Raw genomic sequence first — 23051 nt, 5'->3', positions numbered from 1 at the left:
TTTATGGATCTGCATTCAATCGTCGAGACAACCAAGAAGCACGGCAACTCGCCCTACAACGCAATCCTCGCCCTTTTCTAAACGGCGACTACATCGGCGCGTCCGCTGAATAGTTACTATAGGAGCCCCATTTAGTTAAAATATGAAAATTATTGTAAAATACACCATTTTCACTAAGCCATGATTTACCTCTGTTATTCAGCTCTATAGCCGACAGTAGCCAAATCATAATTTTAACACATGTTACTCGACAAGCTCAGCCAAATAAATATTTATTAAAGCACACTCGGAGGCAATGTGTGCATTTGCGTGTGAAAATTTGTAAAATATTGTATATAAAATCGCAAAATCAGCTATTTTATTAACATTCTGCACACAAAGTGCTAAAAGGAGTTACCAAGCGTAAAGAATCTTTTCGATTAACATAATAGGAGGATTGTCAATCAATTGCGATTTGGCCGCCACGACAAAAAAGCGTAACTTTGCAATGCATTCTTCGAAAAAGGCGAATGAATGTACAAACCAATTTTTAATAATCATCAACATGCAAGCCCCTCAGGGCAGCAACCAATCCATGACACGATACACCAGATACATACTCGCAATAATAACAACCATAGCATGCACAGCGATGGCCGGCGCAGAACCTTCGGTAAACGGTTACCCTCTTCCGGCCAACCACTTCAAAAGCGTAGTGGACACATCGGAAGCTCTCGTGAGACACGCCTATGAAAGTGCGCGCGAAAACTCACCTTTCGCAACCTTTGAAGGCGAGACAACCGCTTCGGACGATTCGACCGAACTCATCGACAAGATGAAAGATTTCGCAGCCACTTTTCTCGGCACACGTTATCGCCTCGGTGCGGCAGGCCCCAAACAGTTTGACTGCTCGGGATTTGTAGGCTATGTGTTCCGCAACTTCGGATTCAATCTCCACCGCGACTCACGCAGCCAGTATCTCCAGGGCGAACGCGTAGAGAAAGACGAGCTCAAGCCCGGCGACCTCCTCTTCTTTTCAAGCCGCTCAAGCGGCAAAGGCCGCGTAGGCCACGTGGCCATGGTGGTCGATGTCAACGAAGACGGCTCGTGCCGCTTCATCCACGCTTCTTCCTCCAAGAAAGGGGTAGTATACCAGAATTTCCCCGACAACGGCTACTACTCACGCCACTACATCGGAGCCAAACGTATCATCGGTTCCATCTGATCTCACCGACAACAGACATTAATAAAAACATAGAGAGAGTTTTGTAAGATGCTGTGCCAAGCCAGGTACAGCATCTTTTTTATATCTACCTTGAATTAGAGATACAAAAGGAGATACAAAAGTTTCAAAAGGACAAAAGAAACATAAGTTTTTTATTATGTCAATGAGGAGATAACGCAGAGGGAATATATAAAAAGAGCATCGGGCCTTGATGGCTTGATGCTCTTTTTATTCCTGAAACGGGAGCTCAGGTATGTTGTGATTCAGTCTGAGCGGTGTGTTACAATTTGTATACTTCCGAGCCGGCGAGGAGGAAGCAGCCTGTGCCGTAATCGTCAAAGTCGGGCTTGGAATCGTAGGCTACGGGCTGGCCGTCCTTGGGCTCTTTGCCGGTGCCCTGGACATAGCCGAGATAACCGTTGGGGTGCACGGCTTCTTTGGCCATAGCGTTCCACGCCTTGGTTATTACGGGCATGTATTTGTCACGGTCAAGAATGCCGTTGCGCACGCCATATGCCATGCCGTAGACGAAGAGAGCGGTGCCTGTCACTTCCTTGCCGCCGAAATTGGAGGGGTCGTGGAGCGATACGTTCCAGAAGCCGTCCTCACGCTGACATTTCACAAGCGCGGCACACATGTCCTGAAGGTCTTTCTCATACTCTTTGCGGTGGGGGTCATCAGCAGGAATCTCGTCAAGTACTCTCACGAGAGCAGCCACGACCCAACCGTTACCGCGCGACCAATAGCAGTCTTTGCCGTTGGGCTCCTTGTAGGGGGGCACAAAGTCGGCGTCGCGCCACCACAGGCCATCTTTCTTGTTGTAAAGACCGCCGGCGAGGGTGTTGCGGGTCCAGGAATACATCTCGTAGGCTTTCTCGGCATATCGGGGGTCGCCTGTAGTGGCCGAGAGTTTGGCGAGGATAGGCATGCCCATCTGTATGGCGTCAATCCATGTCCAGTCGTCAACCTGAGGAGTGTTAACGAGCATGTTCATTGTCGCCTTGGTCTTGGTGAGCATTTCGGGACGCGGGGTGAGACGATAGAGGTCGATGTAGACCTGTGCGGCGCAATAATTGTCGGCATTGCGGGTGGTGGAGTCATCACGACGCATGCCCCACTTGAAGCCGTCGGCCCACGAGTAGGCATAATCGTAATATCTGTTGTCGGGATATATGGAATGCAGGGCCATCAGTCCCTCGAAATATACCGCACGGGTCCAGATGTTGGCTTCATAGACCTTTTTACGCGAGTAATAGGGTATGCCAAGCAGTGGGTCGGGGTGTTTTTTCAGATAATGGTCATTGACTTTGACAAGAGTGTTGAGAATCTCGGCACGCGGCTGGAGCTCCTCGGCCATCACGGGCATCGCGGTCAGAAAGGCCACCGCAGCGATTAAACATTTGGATAGAATCTTTTTCATATGTATCGATTTTATTATTTGCTGTAATACAATGGTATCAGTCTCACGCTCGAGTTGAGTCCGGAGGGTACTGTGTCCCAGTCGCCGAAACTGAACGACTTGGCGTTGGTGACGCTGGCGATATTGGCATCCTTGAACACCCGCCACACCACGCCTCTGCGCTCATAGTCGGCTATGCGGTTGGCCTGGAGATTGGTCACATCGACCACTATCTCATTTTTGCCGGGACGAAGCAGGTGGCCGACCTCAATCTGCATCGGCACACTCCACACACATCCGGCCTCGCGGCCGTTGACTCTCACCCGCGCGCTTTCTCTCACATCGCCGAGGTCGAGCATCCAGCCGTCGGCCGAGAAAGTGTCGAGCAATTCGACAGTCACGCTGTAACGTCCTGTGCCGGCATTTATGGCGGCGCGGTCATCAGGCAGACGGGTCCAGTCGACAAGCGTATAGGTGGCAAAAGTCCCTTCTATGGGCGGGTCGCTCTTGGGGAAACTTATGCTCCAGCCCGAGGCTATCTCCACCGGCTCACCACGACGCTCAACATAACGCCAAGAATCGGCTTTGACAGGGGTCGGGAAAGTCTTCAGGAGCAACGACTGTCCGGCCTCCATCTGCAGGCGCACGTCGGTATATCCCTTCCCGGCGGCAGGACGGCTCTCGGCCACACCGCGACGGCCGGTCACGGGGTCGAATATCATGACATGGGGGGCATCTGTGGCTATTCTCACCCAGCCGTCTATGACGGTGTCGCGCAACACGGAGAGGAAATAATTATGACCGCCACACTCGTTGACACGGCGGAGCATAGATATACCCTGCTTTCTCAACGGTTCGGGATTAGCGGAAAGCGAAGCTGCGGCCGAAGCCACGTCGGACGTGAATATCACTTTGGCACCGTCGGCGGCCATCTGCCTGAGACGCTCCACTGTCGCGGCGGGCATATGCTCCACTTCGGGCACTATCACGGCCCGGTAGCGGTTGCCGCCGCGCGAGAGCAGCCGTCCGTCGGGTGTGACTGCAAGCGAGTCGACAAGACGGTCGGAGAGATAGTCCACATCATATCCGGCAGCCATTATGTCGGCCACCCATTGCTTGACGTCGGGCATCACGCGGTCCATCTTGTGAATATCAAACATCAGATAGTGTCCGCCACCGCGCCGGGTGATAATCTCCTCGTAAGGGAAATAGAGCAGCACATCGTTGTCGGGCTTGCCGGCACTCATGAAGGCCTGTATGCGCGAGATGTAGGCAAACAGTCCGGAGGCATCCTCCCACAGCGATGCGGTGGGCGACATGTTGATGGCGGCATAGAAAAGCCGACCGGGGAACGGAGCATCCTTGGGCGAATAGGCCGCTCCGTGAAAGTACACGTGGTTGACACCCGAGCAGAGCATCTGGTCAATCTCGGGCTTGCAGCGGGCGAGCGATGTGCGGAAATGCTCGGTGAGCCAGGTCAGGGTCTCGGCCGACGTAAGCGGCTTGCCGGCCAGATGTGCGGCCGAGGAGGCAAATTTCAGCACCGAGGGGGCCGCGTCGCTGGGACGTGTAGGTCCGGAGTCGGGGAGGCCGGGTATGTCAAAGGCTGTCTGGCCGAACGATTCGCACTCGGGGATGTCGACCATGGCATAGAGGTCTATGATATTGGCCGGCGAGCCGTGAGACTGATTGCGTATGCGCGCGCCGTGAGAGTGAGCCCAGTCAGTCCACACGCGGGTGAAGTTCTCCTCGAGTATGCGCGCGAGGGTCATACGGTAGTCGTGCAACAGTTTGGCTCTGCGGGGGCTCTCGCCGTTGTCGCCGAGCAGGTCGGCTATGCACAGCTCGAGTCGGTAGCCGTGTTCTTTATTGAACTCCTCAAGCAGTCCGTCGCTCCAGTCAGAACCGTAAACCTCGTATGAATCGTTGAAAAAAGTGTTGGGCATCATCCACTCACGGCCGGCAAAAGCCCGGTCGAAACGGTCGAGATAATGCTTGACGGCCACACTGTCGTAATGATTGACCACGAGCCCCACTCCACCCGGAGCGGCACGCTTCACTTTCTGATAGGTGCGGCCCGAGAAGATGGCATAGACTGTCCAGTCGGCACCCTTGGGTGCTTTCCACTTGAGAGTGCCTTTCTTGACTTTGCCCGAAATATCAAGCGAACGCGAGGCCGAGACGGCCACCACACGCTGGAGTGTCGCGTCGGGCTGCTTGTCGGGACGATCGAGTGTCACCTCGAGTGTAGAGCCCGGGGCCACACTCCACTTACGGGTAACGAGTTTGCGCGCGCTGTGTTCGGGAGTGACTTCGGGGCCACCGAAGGGCCAGCCGGTGCCGTTGTTCATGTCGACCTGCAGACCCAGACGCGCAGCCTCGCTCACGGTGTGGCCGAGCATGTCCATCCAACGGTCTGACAAGTAGGGTATATCGTTGGCCTCGTTGTTTTTCACCCCATAGATAGGGGTAATCTCGACTCCGCCAAGGCCCTGCCTGGCAAACTCCTCGAGATTATAAGTGATGCCGGTCGAGTCGACCGCGCTGCCATGCCACCACCATCTCACAAACGGGCGATTCTCGACCGTCTCGGGATACCAGTCCACGAGAGGAGAGGTGGCCGACAACTGGCTCGCGCCGAGCAGAGCGGCGGCATATGTCAAATGTCTAAGTTTCATTCCTGAAAAATTTTCGTTTACGGTCTTTGCAGACTCACGCTCATGATTCCGGCCACGACGTCGTGAGAGATTGTCTCAAACTCAAGTCGGTCGAGGGTCTTGGCCGGATCCACGGGGATGTCGAGCAGCACGCCGGCACCACCGGGAATATTGCGGTCATAGGGTCCCTTGAGCTTGAGTTTCTCGCCGAGATTGCGCGACACTTCGCCCGAACGCAGATGCACACGATAGGGAAGCGAGGCTCCGGCCGGCTGAGCGAAAGCATAGCGGTCGGTGTAGAAATCCTGCTCTATCGGAGCCCAGTTGACGGGATTGACCAGAGGCACCGTGTCGGACGAGCCGTCGGCGTAACGCACCGTGAGACGGGCGTTCTCCATGCCCCACTGCATATGGTTGGTGCTTCCGGCCATGAGCATATAGAGATGAGAGGCGTTTCCGTTCAACGGGATTACCGCAGAAGTCGGATAGTTGTCCCAAAGGGTCGTAAATAGCACATTGTGTCCTTCGGCCGGCATGGCAAACGGGATGTCGAGCAGATTGACGCGGCCATTGCCCTGCTGCGAGAGCTGACGCAGATTGTAGTCATCGACTACAGCGGTGAGCTTGGGGTGACACCATTCGCCGATGCCCTGCACGGGTATCTGAAGAGTGGTCACTTCGGGACGGGGCGAAAGATATTCGTTGCCGAAGATGTCGGTCACGGAGGCATTGTAAAGAGAGGTAAGGTCGAGGGGCTCGCATTTTGCAGGCTCGACAGCCTCAAAGTCGCCGGTGCGGGCTATGGCCTGTGATATGGCTGAATTGTCGGCCGAAGCCAAGCCGTTGTCGGCCGGCTGCCACCATCGCAGCAATCCTGATGCCATCTCGGTGAAACACACCGGACCTTCGCGGCGCACAGCACCGGTAGGCACGGCCGTACGCGAGGCTGAGCGATGTATTCTGACACTCGTCTTATCGCTGCCGACAGGCAGTGTGACGGTGACACGCGGCTCACCGATAGAATTTTCGGTCACTTCCCACCGGGCCGGATTGCCGTTGACAGTGACACCGCTCAGTCCAAGAGCCGGGACGGTAAGAGTCACCTCGGCATCGGCGTAATTGCGCGGCTCTATAATATATGTGTCCACATCACCTTCGCGACTGAAGCTGTAGGCCACGTCGGCCGTAGCAAACGAAGCATGGGCCCAAGAGGAGGGGAATCCGGGACGAATGCTCAGGCTGCGCTGTCGGGCAAGCATGTCGGGCGACAGTCCATACAGACCTTCGGTTACAGCTCGGCTCCATACACCTATAGGGTCGGCAAAATCGCGATAACACTCGCCGCGGGCCGCGTCATAGGAACTTATCTGGCCAAAGTTGAGAGGCGAGGCTCCGGTGTACATATTGTCAATCACCACACCCTTCATCAGCCGGTAGGCATCGTCGGAACGGCCGGCCTGCCAATAGGCAAGAGCGGTGTGCATGACTTCGGCTATCGCCACATTATTTATACTCCAGGAGTAAGGCTTCCAGTTGGTGGTCGATATTGTGTAGAGCGAGTCGCTGCCATTGACAGGCAGGCGTGGAATCTCGCGGTCGACATAGCGTGTGGCCGCGTAACGCTTAAACTCATCACCCACGCGCGAGTCGATGGCATGATAGACTGTCCACACCGCGGGATAGGGATGCAGACGCTCATGACCGCCAAGGTCGCGGTATTCGGCCCAGCAACCCTTGTCGGACATCCACAGGGTCGAATCGATGGCAGCATATATGGCAGCGGCCTCGGTCTCATAGGGGGTGGCATCCTCACCTATGGCACGCGCCACCCGCGCAGCCATGAGATTGGCAAAATAGTTGTAGGCCGACGAGTGGGTCACCGCACCTCCGCTATAATAGAGCGCGTCGCTGGCCCATATGCAGCAATAGGCATCATACAGGTGGTCGCCGTCAGGGTCGAAATTGAGTTTTTCCCAAGCGAGATGACGCTTGAGCACGGGGAAGAGTCGGCGCATGGACACAGTGTCGCCTGTGTGCATGAAGTGACGCAACATCGCATCAGCATACACCATGTTCATGTCATAGTGAGACATCTCGGTCTTTTTGCCGGGACGACGGCATATGTAGCCGTTGCTGTACATGGGTGTGCCCCACTTCTTCTCGGCACGGGCCATGTTCTGGCTCTTATCCTGGCGGGGATGAGTGAGCGAAGCCGGGATGTCGGTAATCTGATTGTCGGCATATGTGTCGAAATGGGTCAGCGCGCGGTCATGCCATCCCAGAGCATCACCACAATAGGCTCCGCGCCAGCCGAGATGAGGTGTGCGCCAGCCTATCGAACCGTGAAGCCACGCATTGCCGCTCCAGATGCCGTCGGCGGCCACGGCAAGCGCGCCACCTACGGGATTAAGCCACGGGTCGGGAGTGGAAATCTCAAGCGATGACGCCAGCTCGGCACGCTCACGCTCAGCACTGGCCATGAGGAGGTCAAGCGACTCGTCGGACGGCTTGTCGGAGGGAAAGTAGGCCACGATGCAACTCTTGACGGGACGGAGTGTAATCTCACCTTTATATATATTACCGGACGTAATCACACTCTTGGAAGCGGGTATGACAAGACACACGGTCCTGCGCTCTTTCTTGCCGTATTCGACCGACAGGCGGTCACCTTTGATTGAAAGGATATTGCCGTCGCAATATTCCGGTTTCAGGTCGAAGCAGTCGGGAGCATCCACTCCGAGGTCACCCTCGCGATAGAACTTTCGGCCGCTGACACCGCCAAAGGTCACAGGCACACCGACGGTATGTCCGGTGGTGTTAGTGATGCGCCACAACGCAGCGTCGGTCGATCGAAGCACCTGAGCCTCAATCTCCACCCCACCCTGCGTGTAATCCATGCGACCGGGGGTATAGACGGCCCGACAATCGCCCTCGGGAAGAGAGAACTCAAGGTGGCCTCCCATAGTGGGAAGATATATTCCAAACACCGGAGTGTCGCTACACTCCATTCTGAAACCGCTGTGCGCTCCATACAGGGCACGGTTGTAACGGGCCGAACCGTTGACACACACAGCCGACAGGCCTTCAGGCTCATAATGGGTGGCTGCCCCGGTCTGCATCGTCATGCAGCCCAGCACAGCAGCCAGACATAAGATTCTAAACATTATTTGCTGCCTTATAATATTTTTGTTTTTACTGATATTGTCGTGACTTATGCATAATTAAGGCATAGGCTTGATGCCTTCCCAGCGCACGTCCCATGTGCCGTCCTTGGGGAAACCGGGGTTCTTGACCTTGCATCCGTCCCAGCCGGCTGTCATGAGGGCGATGGTGGTCAGCAGACCGCCGTTGCCGGGAAGATAGCAACGCAGACGGTTGTCCTGGAAGTTGTGGCCGTTGGGCAGATAGGTGTTGGTGCGCTTGTCCATGAGCAGGGCGTTGACCGCCTTCTCGGGCTCGCCGAGTCGGGTAGCACACATAGCTGTGGTAGGATAGTCCCAACCCCAGGTCTTGTCCCAGTTCCAATTGTCATAAATCCAGTCGAAAGTCGAGTTCATTGTATCAAACTCGAGCAGATGAGACTCGGGCAGGATGCCGAGCGCGCCGAGCACAGCCATGTGGTCGGAAGTGAAACGGATGTCCTCATAAGTCTGCGGAGCAGTCTCGGCGGCAAGATAGAGCGAGTCTTTGGCTGCAAGGCGAGAGAGCGATGCAGCTATCTCGTCCCACTTCTGATTGCGGGGCAGGCCGCGACGCTCGCGCCACTTGTTGGCGGTGAGCAAGCCGAAATGCCAGTAGGACAATTCAAAAGGCGGATTGACGGTCTCGGCCGCACGCAGAGTCTCCTGCGCGGGAATCACACCCTTGAGAGTATAACGGTTGTTGTCGGCGTCATATGTTGCAAACGATTCCATGAAGCGGGCGGTCTCTTCGACCTGTCCGGCATATTTCTCTATGACACCGGCCCCGGGATTGGCGCGGTAAAGGAGTTCGGCAAGATAAATGAGGTGAGGCTGCTGCCATATGAGGAAAGAGCCAACCTTGGATGGAGCCTCAATGCCCGAGGGGTCGGTCATCTTCATCCAGCGCACACCTTCAAAGCCCTGACGGCGAGCTATCTCGCGGGCGATAGGCATGACGGTCTCATACCAGGGGAGAGTGCGGGCCAGAAGATTTTCATGACCGTAGAGCGCGAACTGGGCCTGATGCCACCATATCATCTCGAGATGGAATTTTCCAAACCAGGAGTTGTAAGTCAGACCTGTCTCCTGGGGAGGGGTCGAACCGGCACACTGTGTGGCAAGAAGATATTGCGACAACACGACTCTGCGCTCCAGCTCGGCAGCACGGGGGTCGGTGCATTTGCTGAAATCGACCACACCGCCCGAACGCCAGAAATAATCCCAATAACGAGTGGATTCCTTTCTCACATCGGCGGCGGCAGTCACACCGGCAGCCGACTCGGCGGGAGTAAACTCGGCAGTGAAACTCCAGGTGTCGGAAGAGGGACGAAGCACCCACTCGTTGCGGCCTTTGACCTCGGGAGTGACATTACCGGTCCATGACACATTTATATAATAGGAAGTGTCGTCGAGAGTATGACGCAGAAGCGCGCTGTTGGAGCCTGAACGCACCACCTCGGTGATGTGCAGCGAGTCGCGGGTCCAGTCGCAGGCATCATCGGCATGCGCACCTGTAGGATAAGGCATACGGAACACCACCGGGAGATGAGCGGCAGATGTAATCTCGGCCGAAATCATGTCGCGGTCGGGATGACAGGCAGTCATAACCTTGACAGGACGGCCGTCGACCTTGAAGTCGGAGGTTACCGTGCCCGACCACATGTCGAGAGTCTGATCAATGCCGGAAATCTGCGATTTCTTCACTCCGTCAAAACCAATGATGCCCAGATGCAGACGATGAGGATTGACACGATACCAGTCAGAGGCATTCTTGCCGCGCTCGGGCTCCTTGAGCTGGGTCGAGTACAACTCGGGGTGGCCGTGGCCGAAGTCATATGATTTCAAAGTCTCCTCATGACGCAGATTGTCGGGATTGGGGAATGAATGCCATCCCCACTGGCTCTGAGTGCCGAGGGGTACACCATTGCGATATAGTTCGGGGAAAGTCTGGAGGCCTGTCACATCGACCGTATAAGCAAACTCACCGTTGCCGACTGTAAGCGATGCGAGAGTATCGACAGTCACCACGTGAGGATTGTTACGTTTCACAAGGGCCTCACGGTCGATTGTGTCGGAAAAAGCACTGATTGATGAGCACAAGACCATGGCTCCAAGAATCATTGAAGTTTTTTGCATGTGTTATTTCTGATTTAAGGAATATTTGTGCAAAATTACAAAAAATACCGCAATTTACGGTCAGATCGGACAATATAAATGAAAAACAGGGCATCTCTCTCGAGCGACCCTGTCTGTTGAATTTTCCTATGTACCTTATAATTTAACCTATCATCTTCTATATATTCCTATGAAATAGAAAGAAATCTAACTGATTAAAATTTTACACGCCTCAAAATTAACCAAAATTGCGATATATCGTCAGATATAAATGTAACTTACAATATACATCTCAGTTAAATCACTTATATCACATTGATTTCAAGCATAATGCACAATAGCATTACTAATGTAAATCAAAGCAAAAATATAAATACATAAACCGATTTTATTTCAAATCACATGCACGAAATGTTATATAAATTTGTGTATTTACTACAATAACCAACGGTAACAGAGACCATTATAAGTGTCAAGCTGAAGTCCGGAATGCAAGCACAACATATCGGCCCGACACTATCCTCCGGACATTACGCCGACCTACTCGGCTGCCTCATCCAAATGCATGCTACATATAATGACAAAAAAAGAGCTACCATCATCTCGAGGGCGGCTCCTGACAGAATCTAACGTTGTGAAAATTCTTAAACCTAACGAAAAACTAATCTATTACCTTATCGTTGTCTTTCTTACCTTAAAATCACCTATCAGATAGCGATACAATCTCTAAATCTATCTAAAAATGGTGTCTGAATATTATCTCTTGTTCTTTATTTATAACGCAAAGTTAAGGGGTTATTTCGCTCGAAACAACCCCCTGCAATTCGCATCAAAGAAAATCTAAGGATTTACAAAATTTTACCACTTGATATTTAAGTAGTTATACATATAAGCAGTATTATAAAATATAAATACTTATCAAAACCATATACCATGCTTTAGGCTTATACAGCACCTATTTTACGTGCATCTTCCTCAAATGTAGTGCGATTGATGGCGCGGGTACGGAGCTTGTTGCGATAGGTGTAGATAGTGTTGGTCGATATGCCGAGGAAGCGGGCTATTATCGAGGCATCCTCGATGCCGAGACGGCTGAGCGCAAGCACTCGCAACTCGGTGGTCAGCACCTTGGGCGAAGGGGTGACTATCTGCTTGTCGGGCTGGAGGAGCTTGTTGACATCGGCTATATAATCGGGGAAAATATGAAGCAACGCATCGTCAAAGACATCATAGAACTTGTGACGCTGTTCCTCGATAATCCTGCCCGACTTGATGTAGGCAAGCAGTTCTTCGGTCTGGCCGGCTGTAATCTTTCGTTTACTCATGCGGTTGTAATCCTCCAGACTCTCGATATAGCTCGAACAAAGGTTCATAAATTCCGCTATATATGTATCTTTGGCCAGATTGGCGCGTGCCAGACGCGACTCCACCCGGCGCAGATGTTTCACCTCGCGACGCTTGTTGGCTATCATCTTGGCCACGACAAGCAGGAGCGCGACAAGTATCACGACGAGCCCCACAAGTAATGACACGCGCTGGTGTTTCTCCCGGTTCTGAGCATTGGACACATCCATGAATGCCTCGTTAAGACGGGTGAGGTTAAACTTCATGTCGCCCTTTACGGCATTTTCCAACGACACGGTGAGATAGTTATAGGCACGTGTGGTGTCACCGAGACGGTAAAGTAGCTCACCAAGCCGCAAGAGGGCCACTTCATCAAGATTAGCCATCTTTGTATCATACATGGCCCCCATTGCATAGTTGCGTATGGCTTCCTCATTGTTTCCGCCCAACATATGACATTCACCCAAAAGGGTATGTGAGACCTCCTTTATGCTATCACCGGCCGAAGGATTGTCGATGATCTTGCGGAGACTTATTATCATATCGGCATAGCGTCGGTCGGCAAACTTGTCCAACGCATCACAGAAATGATAGGTCGCGACTTCGGGAGAGAGATATGAAAGTTCCTTTTCGACACTTTCCTTACCACGTTTTATATAATAGTTGAGTTTGTTGTCCTCTTCCATATATAATGCACCCATGGTATAATACACTACAAGCGACACGTAATGAAACCGCTGTTCGAGACCGGGCCGGATGCCGTTATCCTCTACGTGCTTCAGTCCTGAAAGACAATAAAGCAACTGGCCGCGCTTGAAGTAGGCATGAGAAAGCTCAATGATGAATTTCTGAGCGTAGCACGAATCGCCCAACTCGCGGCTCAGATCAAGCCCCGACTCCAGCACACTGACAGCAGTATCGGCCGACAATCCAGTCCACAGACGTCCGCACTCGTAATAAAGCGGGAGTTTATCGCTGTCATCGGCCGACATATCGATGAGCGACTTTACTGAATCAGCCTTTGCTTTGCGGAGATTGTAGTAGTATTCACGTTTTTCGACTATGTCATCAAGTTTAGACAACAAAGCGCGGCTATCCAAGTCTTTATCGGCAGCCGAAACAGTGTGCCCCATCGCGCATACAAACACCAGGGCAAACAGAGTGAAAGCGGTTTTCATGTGAGGAAGAGGTTGACGTGTAAATGGTTTGAGAGAGGGGAAGGACAGGTTACTAAAAAAATGATGCATTTTGAGATTACTGACTTACGTTAAGCTAAGCTTTTTAATGTACTATTTTTTCGCTCTGTCCGGCAAATTTAGCAATAAAAAACGGTCTCCAAAAATATTTTGGAGACCGTTTTGTGTTAAATTAAATTAACCTGTCGGGATGTAGATGCCCGACAGGTTAACTGTTTATTCATTAGCTATTACCGCATGACCGGCCGAGCCGGCTGAATAGCGTGGGGCATACTGGCTCTGCACAGAGGCTATGCCTGAAGTGTATGAACCGGCATTATTGACCCACACGTCATAGGAGAGCACATATGTACCCTTGGGCAGACGGTCGATGAATATGCGTGTCGACGAGTCGCGGTTCTCGCGATAGAAACGCAAGCCCTCGGCATAGACCGGAGCCGGGAGCTGGTCGACAGGCTCCAGACATGCGGGACGGTCATCGATAATGGCCACATAGTCCATATCGGCATCGACCTTGAGAGTGAGGCGGATGGTGACACGCTCGCCTACTTTCATGGAGTCGGGTATAGATTTCTCGATTGACAGTTCGGGGCAGGAGTAGGCCCTGACATCGGTCATATCGCTCTCATAACGGCAATACACGGCACCCCAGGCGGGCGAGTCAGACGACTTACGGACAGTCAGCTCCTTGCCTGAGACCTCCTTGGCCGGAAGCGAAACCTCAAACTCGCCTGTCAGACGCTCATATCCCTCAGGACGTATGCGTTTGCCGCCAATCTTCAGTTCAGCTCCTTTGGCCTCGGTGACCCAGCGGCCGGAGGTGGTGAGCACAGCCGCCACTACATCGGTAGCCGCGGAGGAGGAGCCCCAGTTCTGCGCTCCTTTCTGAATGATAAGCCACTGCCGCAGCAGGTCGATGTCGGCACATCCGGGCTCAATCATATGGAATGTCTCAAGTATGAGAGCCGTGATGCCGAGTTTGTCCATAGCCCCGTACCAGGCGTTGTCAAGAGAGGGGAAATACATGCCCTTGCCGGGACTTGTGACTCCAAACTGGCGTATTGACTCAAGGATGCTTCCGGCCACAGTGCGATAATTGTGGCGATAGAGCACCTGCGCGTCGACAGCCTTGACCGCGAGGGGGGCAGACTTCCATCCGGCGAGAATCTTCTGCGTGACTGCGTTGACTATCCGGCTGTCGGGTGCGCCGTATGCAGCCCGGGCAAACATGTCGTGAAGATATACATAGGACGTATAGTCACCGTCGGGATATTTACGGAAATCTTTCAGCGTCATCTTCGTGTCGTGCTCAAGCGCGCTTTGAAGCATCTTTTTCAGCGCGCTGTTATCGGGCATAAATCCGAGCTGCACGAGACGGCCCATGTGAGCAAGCACTCTGCGGGTTGCCCATTCGGAATAGTCGGGATAGCCGGCACACCAGCTCCATCCACCCTCCTTGCATGAGAGGCGCGAGAGCAGGGCGATGTTGTCTCTGATGGTCTTGTCGATGGTCTTACGGTCAAAGAGCAGTGACAGACGCGTCATGCGCTCGGTGTCGTTGCGGGCATCGAGCATCCACGGAGTGGCATTGAGCAGCACAGTCTTCAACTCCTCGTTGCGCTCAAGCATGGAGGTGAGCATCTCGGAAGAACCGTCTCCCCCACTCCACTCTTTCAGGGCCTCGGCTATGGCCGGATTGTCGCGCAACAGGCCCGAGGCCACCGCGGCCGAGAATATGGCACGGGCAGCGTCGGGAGCCGTAGACGACTCATTCTGAAGCAATCCGGGGAGAGCCGTGACCACATACCACACGGGGTTTTCACAAAATTGAAGTGTGACATGTCCGTCATAAGGCATCGAAGGCATCGAGGCCTTATATTCGCTCTGCGATGGGTCGATATAGAAAGGTATGGTCTCGATGACCGGTGTCACCGACGGAAGCACAGGGATAAGGGCCTGCTCGCCGTCGGCAAACGCTGATGTGGACGACTTGACACGATAACCCACCATAGTCATGCCCGACGGCACTGTCAGTGTTGTCTCAACTACTGCGCTGCCATGCGGAGCGATGGTGTCGGGACGATGGAGCGTCAGGATGGTGCTGCCGTCGGTGGGGTTGAATATCTCGACATCGGTCATCACATGCTGCACTTCGGCGGTGGCGTTCATGACCGAAGCCCTGATCACAGCGACATCACCCGTGCGCAGGAAGCGGGGAAGATTAGGCTGCACCATAATATCCTTGGAGGCCACGACATCGCGTGAGAAATTGGCCGAGAGGAGTGAGTCGGTAAACGCGAGCGCGCGGAATCCCCAGGTAGTATTGGCATCGGGCACGGTAAATTTCAGTTCGAGACGGCCTTCGCTGTCTGTGACAAGCGAGGGGCGGAAGAATGCGAGCGGCACATTTGAATCACGATATGTAAAGGCAGGAGCATTCTCACGGGCGGCACCTCCTTCGGAATCGGCCACCGGCATCGCCTCAGCAGCAGCCTCTTCCACAGTAATCACCTCCTTGTGCTCACGCACCAATCCATTGACCGCACCGGTGAGCATGGGAGCATCGCCCATGTCGGCAACCATGTCACATTCGGCCATCTCGACAGCTCCCATAGCTCTTGACATCTTCATGCTGCGTAGTCCCCAGCCTCCGTTGAGATAGGATGACAGCGGACGGCCGTATGTATCAAACGACGGGACTTCCAATGAGGGACATCTCAGAGTACGACCCGAGCCGACAGGAATACTTATATAGAAATTGCTGCTACCGGCAATGTCAGACGTATTGCATCTGAGCCTGGGCTGATAGCCCTTGGTGAAATGCAGATTCCAATCAGAGCGGGCTATGGCGTCGAGCGCGGTGTTGTACATATCGGCTATCACGGCAGCCTCGCGACCGTCGCCACGAGTGTCGACTATACGGAATGTCCATGTCTCGTCACCACCGGGAACAGTGCGGTCGCGGAACGACTCGGCCACAATCTTCAGTCCCGGGCCGCTGTCGGCCCTGGTCACCGTAATGTCGCGGCTCTCCGTGCGGTAACCGCCTGTAGCCATGATAGTAAGAGTAGCCTTGTCAATACCCTTGGGCAGACGTACGTCGAGACGGTTGAAACCCTTGCGGGCCTCGACCCAACGGCGGCTCACGACACTGTCGGGCGTCCACACAGTCGCAAGCACATGAGTGTCACAGCCGGCAGCATAGAGCCACGAGCCTTCACCGCTGCGGCCATCAACCTTGAGCGACCAGTCGGGCGACCACAACAGTTCGTCTTTGACAGGCGACTCTGTGGCCGAGGGGTTGTAAAGTATGAGCTGGCGGCGGAGTGTATCGGCGTCGGCACATGTTATCACGACATTATACACACCCTGGGCGAGAGCCGAGACGTGCATATCGTCGCGGCCGCGTATGTCTCTGACAGCCACGACCACCGAATCGGCCCGCTGTATCGAGAGAATGGCGGAGCGGCCGACGACAGAATCCTCATAATTAACCACCCTTACATTGACAGGCATACGGCCTTTGGACAAATCGAAGTTCGCGGGAATATCAGCCTTGATGATGTAACGCTCGGAGCGGCCAAACGACACACTGCCGGTCTGAGTCTCGCCGGCCGAGGAGAGTACCGACACAGCGGCCGTATAATAGCCTGCGGGGATAGGCGAGGAGGCAAACACGCTATCGGGGACCACTATCTCGTAACGGCCCGAAGCATCGGTGCGCGCTTTAGCCGCATAGACATCATAGCTCGACGAGGGATACCACCAGCGCGGACGCTCGGACACACTGAGGTCCATCGAGACCTCTGCATCGGCAAGCGGGAAGCCGGCATAGGTCTCGACCTTGCCGCGAAGTGTCACACATCCAGGCGCGGGAGCGTCCTGCTCGACACGAGGGGCCGACACCATGAATGTCGGAAGTTTATAGTCGGAAACCTCAAATCCAAGCCCCCCACGGCCGTCGACATTAATCTGAAAACGACCTGTAAGACCGTCAGCCGGCAGAGCAAACTCACCCGTAGCGCGTCCGAAGCGGTCGGTGGTCACATCGAGCGTATCGACGGCCACAGAATTGGCGTCATAGAGCACCGCCTTGACCTGACGGCCGGCGTAAGGCCGGCTGAGACCACCTTTATATTCATAGCACACAGCCACCCAGCGGGCCGTGTCGCCAAGATGATAGACGGGAAGAGAAGTGTATCCGTTGACAGCCATAATCCACTTGTCGGGTCGGTCGTAGTTATAGCCGTAGATGTGCAGCGGAAGGGCATACCTGTCCGTTCCCTTTGACGCAACTATCACTCCCCTGCTGTCGGTAACCACTACGGAACCCTCGGCGTCGGTCACGCCCACCTTGCGGGTCACACTGCCCTTGCTGTAAGGAGCTGTGTTGACACTGACGGTCACATCGGGGAGAGGCGCACCGGTCTCGGCATCGACAGCCCATACGGTGCGGTCAAGAAAACTCGTGGCACACAAGGCTATGCCGGTGACATGAATCTTACGGACATCCCGGCGTCGGATTGTATTACCGGCCACTACAGGCACGGCTACGTAAGTGCCGGGGCGATCGAAGCTATATGTCACACTGCGCGTCACATCAAAAGGCACTCGCTCGCCGCTCACCTCGACAGGGAGCGAGGCCACACGGCGCGCACCGGCCATGCCGGAAGTGAATGTGAAGTCGAAGTCTGTCACCGGGGATGACGATACGTCATATATATCAACGGTCAGACGGTCGACATTGGTCAGATGCATCTTCAGCTCCACCTCGCGCCCGGGTCCCGTGACAATGGGTGAGGTGAGCGACACCTCCCGCTCCTTCATCTGATTGAGTCTACCGAGCAGACAGTCCTTGCGCCAATAGGCCGGACAATCTTTGAGAAACGCGATAATGTAATCATACAATTCGCGCCTGTAGCTGACTCCATAGACGGGTACTTCAAGAAGTATATCGCCTGCATATTGAGTGGCAGGCTTGCCGGCCGAGGTGAGATATGAGCGGTAAAGTTCCATCAAAGGCGACTGCATGTAGCCGTCGGAGGAAAAATAGCGCGACTCAGGTCTGCGCCTCACCTCATAGACAAGACGGCCGAGGCGGGCATTGACTCCGGGAGCCGAGTCGACCGACGAGGAGGCTATCAACAGGTCGTAAAGCGACAATACCCGCCCGATGGACACATCACCCCAGTCGGTCATCATGTCGATGGCCCGCGTGATGACAAAATTATAAAGCGTGGGATAATACACTGTGGTGTAATGGTTCTGGCTCACTGCACTCTTATAGGAGGCAAGAGGCACGGCACGCAGGGCAGCACTGTCGGTCAGCGCGCTGTCGACAAGACTGCTTATAGTGTGACGAAACTGCTGTCCGCTCCACTCGGTGTAGTCGGCCGGAAGCGGGAAAAGCGGAGCGGTGCGCCGGTCATACTTCCATCTCGATGACTGATATACATTATTATATAGCTCAGCCTCGAGAGTCAGGAGCATGGCGCGGAGCACAGGGTCAGAGCTCACACCGACCACCGAGTCGACCAGAGCCAGACTCGCCGTAAGATTGTCGGCCGAGACCGAGCTTCGGGCCAATGTATAGTCGAGCAGACTGCGCAACACACCCTCGCTATTGCCGGCGGCAAGGGCCGTAGCAAGATTTTTACGGGACTGAGTGCTCACGGTCTCCGGATAGGCAAAGTCGGGAGTCTTTACCTTACGGGCTGTCTGAGCGACCGCGACACCTGCCCACAGCAATAAAGCCGTGACTGTCAAATATCTGAAGATTCTCAGCATAATAGATATAGGATAGGTTAGTATATTATTGAAACGACGGAGTCTTTTACCTGCCTGAATCACAAAAGGACAAAAGCTTCAAAAAGAATATCGCTTTTTTGAAACTTTTGTCCTTTCGTATCTTCCTGCAAATATCAGGTAATTGTGATACAACTATATCAATGTGCAGGATTTATTTTTTATGCCTGTTTTTGTTTTGCTTCTCGGTATGTTTTTTCATCAGTTCGCGTGAGAAATCCCTCTCGGCTTTTTTAAGTTTAAGCAACTGTCGCGGGCTTAGCACGGTCTTGAACTCCTTAAAATATTTAATCTCGATCTGAGCCTCTTTGGCCTTGAGTTCAAACTGGGCCTCGGCCGCCTTCTCACACTCGAGGTCAGTGGCGGCGTCACCTTTCTTTCTCACCTCGCGTTCCATACGCATGGTCTGGCCGGAAATCTTTCGGATTTCGCTCTCCATGCGGTTATAAATGGGTAAAAACTTAGTCTTCTGCTCTTCGGAAAGCTCGAGTTTGCGCGAAATATAATCGTTCTTATACTGCTGCATCTCTTTCATCCACACCTGACGCTCACGGTCAGTGGGCTTCTGTGCCGTCATGGCGATAGGGAGCAGCAATAGCGCGATAAGGATAAATAATAGCTTCTTTATCATAGTTTTGCGTGATATTTCGTTACAATTCGACCTGAATATTGTCGTCATACTCTCCGGGGGTGAACCCTGTTTCATAGAGCGCGTCCATCAGCTCATACTCGCTCACATCGCCCTGAGTCATGACATAGTCGCTCACAAAATAGTCATTGCCCACGGCGGCGGCAAGCACGGGATTGGAGTCAAACGACAGACCGCTCGTGTCGGGGCGCATGAGGTCAAACATCTTCATCATGCACCACACACCCATAAACATGGCTGCGAGATAGACATACGGACGCACCTTCTGCCAGAAACTGCGAGGCATCACGCGCTGAGCGGGCTTCTCCCACTCGCGCTCAGGCAACGAGGCCGCCATACGGGCTGCGAAATCGTCGAAATACCCGTCCGGCACGGTCATACCGTCATTGCGGTTCACTTTTTCGAGTATATCTTTCATTTCCTGTGTCTTTTAATTATATATCTTTTGACTCCCTTTGTATGCAATGGTTTAGTCATAGGAGGAGAAAAATTGCTCAATTTTTTTCACGGCAAGGTGATAGGACGCTTTAAGCGCGCCGACGGAGGTGCCGAGAATCTCCGACATCTGCTCGTATTTCATGTCGTCATAGTAACGCATATTAAACACAAGCCGCTGTTTTTCAGGCAATCCGGCTATCGCCTCGCGCAACAATTGGGCGAGGCGGTCACCGTCGATATCCTTGTCGGCCTCAATGAGATTGACCAGATGAGACTCCTCGTCGTCAATCGACAGGCCTTGACGCTTGCGCTCGCGCTCCAGATGCGAGAGGCTCTCGTTGACCGCAATCTTGTAGAGCCAGGTCGAGAGCTTGGCGTCGCCACGAAAATTCTCGATATTCTGCCAGGCCTTGAGAAATGTATTCTGCAGCAGGTCGTTGGCATCGTCATGGCTCTGCACCATACGGCGAATCTGACGATACAGAGGCTCGGTATAGAGCTTTATCATATCGCAAAAAGCCGCACGGCAGGTCGAGGGGTCCCTCAGCCGCTCCACAAGCTCTATGTCGTCAAGTGATTTTTCAGTAGCCATCCGTGAGTGATATTCATGTTTAGTGAGCAAATTTAGGTATAATTATCCACACTCACCACACAGTTTTTAATAATAGATGTTAAGATTAACGGGATACAAAAGTTTCAAAAGGACAAAAGAAACATAAGTTTTTATTAAACACCCTCTGAGACCGGAGTAAATTATTTTTACCTTTTAGTCTTTGTGTAAAAAAACTTATGTTTCTTTTGTCCTTTTGAAACTTTTGTATCTTCTTACTCGAAGAGCATCATATATTCCCGCTCGAAGTTGGGCGTGAACACCTCGCGCCCCATCGATGAGAGTATCTCTTCGCGACTCCAGAATCGTCCGCCGTCAAGCTCGTCGGTAGGCGCGGGGGCGCGGTCGCTCACGAGCATGTAGGCATTGACCAGTTCGCGCTCGCGGTCGCTCTCAAACACATAGCGTCGCAACAGTCTTGCGTCGCCGGCCTCAATCTCCAGGCCAAGCTCCTCGCGAGTCTCACGCACGAGCGCGTCGGTCACCTCCTCGCCATAATCCACATGGCCACCGACAGCAGTGTCCCATTTGCCCGGCTGTATGTCCTTCCACTCAGGGCGTCGTTGCAGATAGAGGCGTCCGTCGGCATCAAACAGATGAAGATGCACTACGGGGTGAAGCAGCATGCTCCCGCCGTGACACTCTCCGCGTGTGGCCCGCCCTATGACATTGCCCTCGGTGTCGACAAGCGGAAAGAGTTCCAGACTGTTGTCACTGTTCATTTTGCAGCCTCTACCGCGGCTCCGAGACCGCCCATCTGATTGGCCGCACGTACCGACCATCGGTCAGTCTTGGCAGCCTTACCTATATTATATGTGGTATCGACGGTAAAGTCGACCACCTTGCCGTTGCGGCATATGGCATAGAGCAGAGCGTCGTCGCTGCCGGTCCAGGAGAGACGGCCTTTGACAAGACGTACATCTCTGACAGGGGTAGCATCGCCGGTGAGCAGAACGGGGTCCCACTCGCCGAGCACATTGGCGCGGGTATACACGGCAGCCTCGGCGTCGGAAAGCACGGCATGGTTGAGATGTGTCTTGCCATCCCTGTCGGTGTAAAGCGAGCGACGTCCGTTGAGATCCACTGCTTCGCCCGAGACGAGACGGGTGCCATGCTCGGCAAATATCGCCGGCCAGCCGCCACTCATGTCGGCCCATCCGTTATATCCGCCTTTGTCCTTCGTGATGGGAGCAGTGTCGACCTTGGTGTCAATCCATATGGCGCGGGGAGTGCCCTTGCCCCAGGGACGGCCGAGGTAATAGGTGACGTCGGGGGTCTCGCTCTTGATGTAGCAGCCGAGCATCACGTAGCCGAAATTGCGCGGCACGGAGGGCACGGCGAGATAGCCGCCCTTGCCACACTGCTGAAAGGTGACGCCGTCATAGACTACGTCGCCCTTGCCGCAGATGTAATCGGTGCGGCCGCGTATGACTCCGCCGTCAAAGTAAAAACGGCCTTGCTGGTTATTGCTGACATAGGTGTCCTGATAGCCCCAGATGCAGATATTTTTGGCTACCGTGAGGTCCGAGCGGTCATGGAGCACGATGTTTCGGCCTGTGTGGTCGGCCATGCCGCTGCGCATGGTGAGGTCCTGGAGATAGGTGCGTGTGGCAGGGCTCTCGATAATGAGCACATCGCCGCGGCCTATGCCTTCGAGGGGGTTGGCTTTGCCGAAACCGTTGTCCCACGTAGCCTCGGGCACAGTGTTGGTGAGCACGGTAAGGTCACGATCCTCCCCTATTATAGAAGTGTTGGGGGCTTTGAGATAGGAGCGGGCGTCGCCATACTCCTTGCCGTCGCCGCCGGTGGTGGTGCCTTCGGTGGGTATCACATAGTCGCCTTGCATTATGAATATTCGGAAACGTGCGGTGGTGTCCTCGCGATTGTTGGCCGCATCGAGGGCCTGACGAAACGAGCCGTCACGCGGCACTACGAAATCATACAGTTGCTTTGATTGCGTACGGCCCGTCAGACCGAGCGTCACTGCGACAAGCAGAAAAAGTAATAATCGTTTCATGATATTGTGAGATGTAATAATGATGGCGCGATTGACTACGACTGTTTTATTGCCCCACACATGGGATAATAAAAATGAAAGCCGGACTCTCCGTAGAATCCGGCTTTCGGGCTTGTAGCGAATCCGGGATTCGAACCCGGGTTTCCGCCGTGAGAGGGCGGCGTGCTAGGCCTCTACACTAAATCGCCATTCAGTGGGCTCTTCGTTCGAGACTCATCGTTTAGGAGTGGTGTCCCTCAGAATTGCGATGCAAAGTTATGGACTTTTTCCATACCGTGCAAGAGTTCGTGTCTATTTTAACACTATTTTAACGTTTAAACGCCTTTTTCGGCACTTTTTCGGCACTGTTCATCACTTTTCCTTATTTAATTATTGTATTTATTGGGATTAATTGTTACTTTTGCCGAGATTACATGTGAAAGACACAACAACTAC

At 53.7% G+C, this 23051-nt stretch carries 12 protein-coding genes and 1 tRNA gene; 1 reads left to right on the top strand and 12 read right to left on the bottom strand.

The features are described from left to right. The first annotated feature begins 544 nt into the window (after positions 1–544). Positions 545–1204 carry a C40 family peptidase gene (locus QGT73_RS05385; protein WP_280121764.1) on the top strand — a complete coding sequence of 220 codons (660 nt, stop codon included), beginning with the start codon at positions 545–547 and terminating at the stop codon, positions 1202–1204. 280 nt (positions 1205–1484) lie between these two features. Here QGT73_RS05385 and QGT73_RS05380 read toward each other — a convergent pair whose 3' ends face one another. The 12 genes from QGT73_RS05380 to QGT73_RS05325 all read right to left on the bottom strand — a co-directional run bounded on the left by QGT73_RS05380 (position 1485) and on the right by QGT73_RS05325 (position 22804). Then, the gene (locus tag QGT73_RS05380; RefSeq protein ID WP_280121763.1) at positions 1485–2624 is read right to left on the bottom strand and encodes a glycoside hydrolase family 88/105 protein; all 1140 of its coding nucleotides are present in this window, start codon (positions 2622–2624) and stop codon (positions 1485–1487) included. A 14-nt stretch (positions 2625–2638) separates the two neighbouring features. Then, positions 2639–5281, bottom strand: coding sequence for a glycosyl hydrolase (locus QGT73_RS05375; protein WP_280121762.1), 2643 nt, complete (start codon positions 5279–5281; stop codon positions 2639–2641). A 17-nt stretch (positions 5282–5298) separates the two neighbouring features. Next, positions 5299–8424, bottom strand: a complete 3126-nt coding sequence (locus tag QGT73_RS05370) for a DUF4450 domain-containing protein (protein ID WP_280121761.1) — start codon at positions 8422–8424, stop codon at positions 5299–5301. 57 nt (positions 8425–8481) lie between these two features. Continuing rightward, entirely contained in the window at positions 8482–10578 is a 2097-nt protein-coding gene (locus QGT73_RS05365) for a hypothetical protein (RefSeq protein ID WP_425278386.1), read from the bottom strand. Positions 10579–11501: 923 nt separating this feature from the next. Next, complete coding sequence (locus QGT73_RS05360; protein WP_280121760.1) at positions 11502–13079, bottom strand: DUF6377 domain-containing protein; 1578 nt, start codon at positions 13077–13079, stop codon at positions 11502–11504. Positions 13080–13313: 234 nt separating this feature from the next. Beyond that, a complete protein-coding gene (locus QGT73_RS05355; protein WP_280121759.1) occupies positions 13314–18884 on the bottom strand; it encodes an alpha-2-macroglobulin family protein in 5571 nt (1856 codons plus the stop codon). A gap of 172 nt (positions 18885–19056) precedes the next feature. Continuing rightward, positions 19057–19533 carry a Spy/CpxP family protein refolding chaperone gene (locus tag QGT73_RS05350; protein WP_280121758.1) on the bottom strand — a complete coding sequence of 159 codons (477 nt, stop codon included), beginning with the start codon at positions 19531–19533 and terminating at the stop codon, positions 19057–19059. Positions 19534–19552: 19 nt separating this feature from the next. Then, positions 19553–19969 (bottom strand): hypothetical protein, encoded by a 417-nt coding sequence (locus QGT73_RS05345; RefSeq protein ID WP_280121757.1) that lies wholly within the window; start codon positions 19967–19969, stop codon positions 19553–19555. A 51-nt stretch (positions 19970–20020) separates the two neighbouring features. Next, positions 20021–20581: an RNA polymerase sigma factor gene (locus QGT73_RS05340; protein ID WP_280121756.1), complete on the bottom strand. Its 561-nt coding sequence runs from the start codon at positions 20579–20581 to the stop codon at positions 20021–20023. A 233-nt stretch (positions 20582–20814) separates the two neighbouring features. Then, complete coding sequence (locus QGT73_RS05335; RefSeq protein WP_280121755.1) at positions 20815–21321, bottom strand: NUDIX hydrolase; 507 nt, start codon at positions 21319–21321, stop codon at positions 20815–20817. Further along, entirely contained in the window at positions 21318–22616 is a 1299-nt protein-coding gene (locus tag QGT73_RS05330; RefSeq protein WP_280121754.1) for a pectinesterase family protein, read from the bottom strand. Before QGT73_RS05330 ends, QGT73_RS05335 begins: the two co-directional genes overlap by 4 nt. Positions 22617–22731: 115 nt before the next feature. Next, a tRNA-Glu gene (locus tag QGT73_RS05325) sits at positions 22732–22804 on the bottom strand. Positions 22805–23051: the final 247 nt, after the last annotated feature.

It is taken from the genome of Duncaniella muricolitica (assembly GCF_910574735.1).
Classification (GTDB): domain Bacteria; phylum Bacteroidota; class Bacteroidia; order Bacteroidales; family Muribaculaceae; genus Duncaniella; species Duncaniella muricolitica.
Note: the sequence above shows the minus strand (reverse complement) of the source record. Positions and strands in the feature narration are given on the sequence as shown.